The organism is uncultured Maricaulis sp. (assembly GCF_963976135.1).
Classification (GTDB): Bacteria; Pseudomonadota; Alphaproteobacteria; order Caulobacterales; family Maricaulaceae; genus Maricaulis.
Map to the genome: position 1 here is coordinate 1 of NZ_CAXBKN010000163.1, position 3,163 is coordinate 3,163.

Here is a 3,163-nt window from a genome sequence, read left to right on the forward strand (position 1 = left end):
GCCACAGACGCCACGCGTTTACGGTCTGGAAACTGCGCGTGAGCGGCTGGAAACACTGCTGCCACAGGTGAAAGACTGGCGCGAGTTTGATAGCTTGTTGCCAGACCAAGCGGATCTGGGCGCCGACCCGCCGCCGCGCATCTCCGTGCGGGCGAGCTCGGTACTGGCGGCGCTGGAAATCGCCAGGGACGGGCATGCGCAGCTGCGGCAGCGCGAGCCCTATGCGCCGCTTTATGTGCGTGCCTGCAACAGGATTGAGACCGCCGATGAGTGATGATGACGATATCCGGACGGCCGCCCCGGCCGCCGACCCGATCTCTGACGCGATTGCGAGCCTGCGGGCGCGTGCCGTGCATCAGGGTCCATCTGCTGATCGCGAGGCCTCCGAAGCGCTGGGTCTGAGACTGGCGGTGGATACCGAGCGGGAAAATCTGCGCCTGCTCGAGGCCTTGCTGTTTGCCGCCGCCGAACCGCTCGACGAGGAAACCCTGATTGGCCGCCTGCCGCTGGAAGCCAATATCCAGGCCTTGCTGGCGATGCTGGCCGGGGAATATGCCGAGCGCGGCGTGCGCCTGGTCGAGGTCGGCGGGCGCTGGCGGTTCGAAACAGCGCCGGACCTCGCCGAAGCCCTCAATGAGGTGCGCCAGGAGCCGCGCAAGCTTTCCCAGGCGGCATTGGAAACCCTGTCCATCATCGGTTATCACCAGCCGGTGACGCGGGCCGAGATCGAGGAAATTCGCGGCGTCGCGGTCTCCAAGGGGACGCTGGATCTTCTGTTCGAGCTGCGCTGGATTCGTCCGCGCGGCCGCCGGCGGACGCCGGGACGGCCTTTGACCTATGGCACGACACCGCGTTTTCTGGAGTATTTCGGACTGGCCTCGATCGGTGATTTGCCCGGGCAGGCCGACCTCAAGGCGGCCGGCCTGCTCGACGCCCGCATCCCGGCCGATTTCTTCATGCCCGACCCTGGCCGTTCGCAGGGCGATGTCGATGGTGAAGATCCGCTCGATGAAGAGGATCAGCGCACTTTTCATATCGACTTCATGGATGAGGATGGCGATGCTGGCGGCGAAGATATCTGATCCCCGCATTGGACGGGGCCGGGTAACTGGATTAGACCTTGTGACAATTGGTTAGACGGAGGGGCAAATGGCTCCCGGAATGTGGCAAATCCTTCTCGTCGTATTGCTCGCGGTGCTGTTGTTTGGCGGGCGCGGCAAGATTGCGGCCGTCATGGGCGATTTCGCCAAGGGCATCACCAGCTTCCGCAAGGGGCTGAAGGATGAGGAAGAGGATGGCGAAGGCGATGACGCCGCCGCGCCTGCGCCCGGTCTCGACGCCGCCGCGCGCGAAGACGAAAAAACCGGAGTTTAACCGCCATGGCGCCCGGCATCGGAATGCCGGAAATGCTGGTGGTGCTGGTCCTGGCGCTGGTCGTGGTCGGCCCGCAGCAATTGCCGGTGCTGATGCGCCGGATCGGCCGCATGCTGGCCCAGGCCCGCGGCATGGCGCGGGATTTCCAGGCCAGTTTTGACGAGCTCGGCCGCGAGACGGAATTGTCCGATTTGCGCAAGGAAATCGAAGCGCTGAAGCGCGGCAATCCGATCGAGGAAATCTCCGGCGAACTCGACAAGGCGGCCCAGGAAGCCCAGAACGACAAGATCCGGCAATTGAAAATCGCCAGTGCCAACCGCATCGGCGATACTGGGTTTGGCGCGCCGCAACCGCCGCGCCCCGTGCCTTCAAAACCCGCGCCGGCCAAGCCGGAAACTTCCGAATCTGAGCCCGCCCGGCCAGACGCGCCCAGGGACACTGAATAGCGCCCATGGCCGAAATCGAACATGACGAGGTTGAGTCGAGCCGCGCGCCGCTGATGGATCATCTGATCGAACTGCGTCAGCGCCTGCTCCTGGTGATCGGATTCCTGACGGCTGGTTTCATCGGCTGTTTCCTGATCTCCGGCCTGCTGTATGAGTGGCTGCTGGCACCCTATAGTGATGCCGCCTCGCTGGTGCGCGGCGTGCCGGTCGAGGAACTCGACCTGACGGCGAATTTCTTCGCGCCGCTGGAATTCTTCTTCGTCAAGCTCAAACTGGCCCTGGTTGGCGCCATCATGGTCGTCTTCCCGGTCATTGCCTGGCAGGTTTACGGTTTCGTCCAGCCGGGCCTGTACAAGAATGAGCGCGGCGCCTTCGCGCCCTTCCTGGCCCTCTCGCCCATCCTGTTCGCGGCCGGGGTCAGCTTTGTCTATTTCCTCGTTTTGCCGATGGTGATGCGCTTCTCGCTCGGCCAGGAGCAGGCCAGTGCGGGTCCGGGGATTTCGATCGAGCTTCTCCTCAATGTCTCCGATTACATGAATCTGATCACGACGCTGATGCTGGTGTTCGGGATCTCATTTCAGATGCCGATCCTGATGATGCTGCTGGCCAAGGCCGGCATCATCAACTCGAAACAAATGCTGGGCAGCTGGCGTTTCGCCGTGGTCGGGATTGCGCTGTTCGCAGCCTTCGTGACGCCGCCCGATCCGATCAGCCAGCTCATGCTCGGCTCGGCCCTGTTGCTGCTGTATTTCATCTCCATCGGCCTGATGCGCTGGATGGAACCGAAAACGACCGACCTCGAAGAGAGCTGATCCGGTTTACGCAAACGGCGGCTGGGGTTATAGCCCGCTGACACACTGTTGAACCGAGATCACCGCCATGCACGATATCAAGCTCATCCGCGACGATGCCGCCGCTTTCGACGCCGCCCTCGCACGGCGTGGCATGGAGCCGCAATCGCCGGCCCTGCTCAAGCTCGACGCCCAGCGCCGCGAAGCGCTCGGCCGCCAGCAGGAGGCCGAGACCGAGCGCAATGCCCTGTCCAAACAGGTCGGGCGTGCCAAGGCGAGCGGCGATGAGGCCGAGTTCAACCGGCTGCGCGGCGAGGTCGACCGGCTCAAGACCGTGCTCGAGGAAAGCAGCGAACAGGCAAAGCATTTCGACGAGGCGCTGAGCGAGCTTCTCGCAGCCCTGCCCAATCTGCCCGAAGCCGATGTGCCGCTGGGCAAGGACGAGAACGACAATCTCGAAATCCGCCGCTGGGGCGAGCCCAAAGCCTTCAATTACGAACCGAAGGACCATGTCGATCTCGGCGAGGGCCTCGGCCAGCTGGATTTCGAGGG

4 protein-coding genes and 2 pseudogenes are annotated in these 3,163 nt (G+C 63.5%); all 6 read left to right on the forward strand.

The genetic code is table 11. The features are described from left to right. A pseudogene (locus tag AAC023_RS14095) lies at nt 1–274 on the forward strand (segregation/condensation protein A); the annotation flags it as partial. After that, nucleotides 267–1,082 carry an SMC-Scp complex subunit ScpB gene (gene scpB, locus AAC023_RS14100; protein ID WP_339741870.1) on the forward strand — a complete coding sequence of 272 codons (816 nt, stop codon included), beginning with the start codon at nt 267–269 and terminating at the stop codon, nt 1,080–1,082. The pseudogene AAC023_RS14095 and the gene scpB, both read left to right, overlap by 8 nt. A 79-nt stretch (nt 1,083–1,161) precedes the next feature. Continuing rightward, nucleotides 1,162–1,374 carry a twin-arginine translocase TatA/TatE family subunit gene (locus AAC023_RS14105; RefSeq protein ID WP_339741872.1) on the forward strand — a complete coding sequence of 71 codons (213 nt, stop codon included), beginning with the start codon at nt 1,162–1,164 and terminating at the stop codon, nt 1,372–1,374. 5 nt (nt 1,375–1,379) lie between these two features. Next, nucleotides 1,380–1,820 (forward strand): Sec-independent protein translocase protein TatB, encoded by a 441-nt coding sequence (gene tatB / locus AAC023_RS14110; RefSeq protein WP_339741874.1) that lies wholly within the window; start codon nt 1,380–1,382, stop codon nt 1,818–1,820. Nucleotides 1,821–1,825: 5 nt separating this feature from the next. After that, complete coding sequence (gene tatC, locus AAC023_RS14115; RefSeq protein WP_339741877.1) at nt 1,826–2,632, forward strand: twin-arginine translocase subunit TatC; 807 nt, start codon at nt 1,826–1,828, stop codon at nt 2,630–2,632. 67 nt (nt 2,633–2,699) lie between these two features. Next, nucleotides 2,700–3,163, forward strand: a pseudogene (locus tag AAC023_RS14120) (serine--tRNA ligase); the annotation flags it as partial.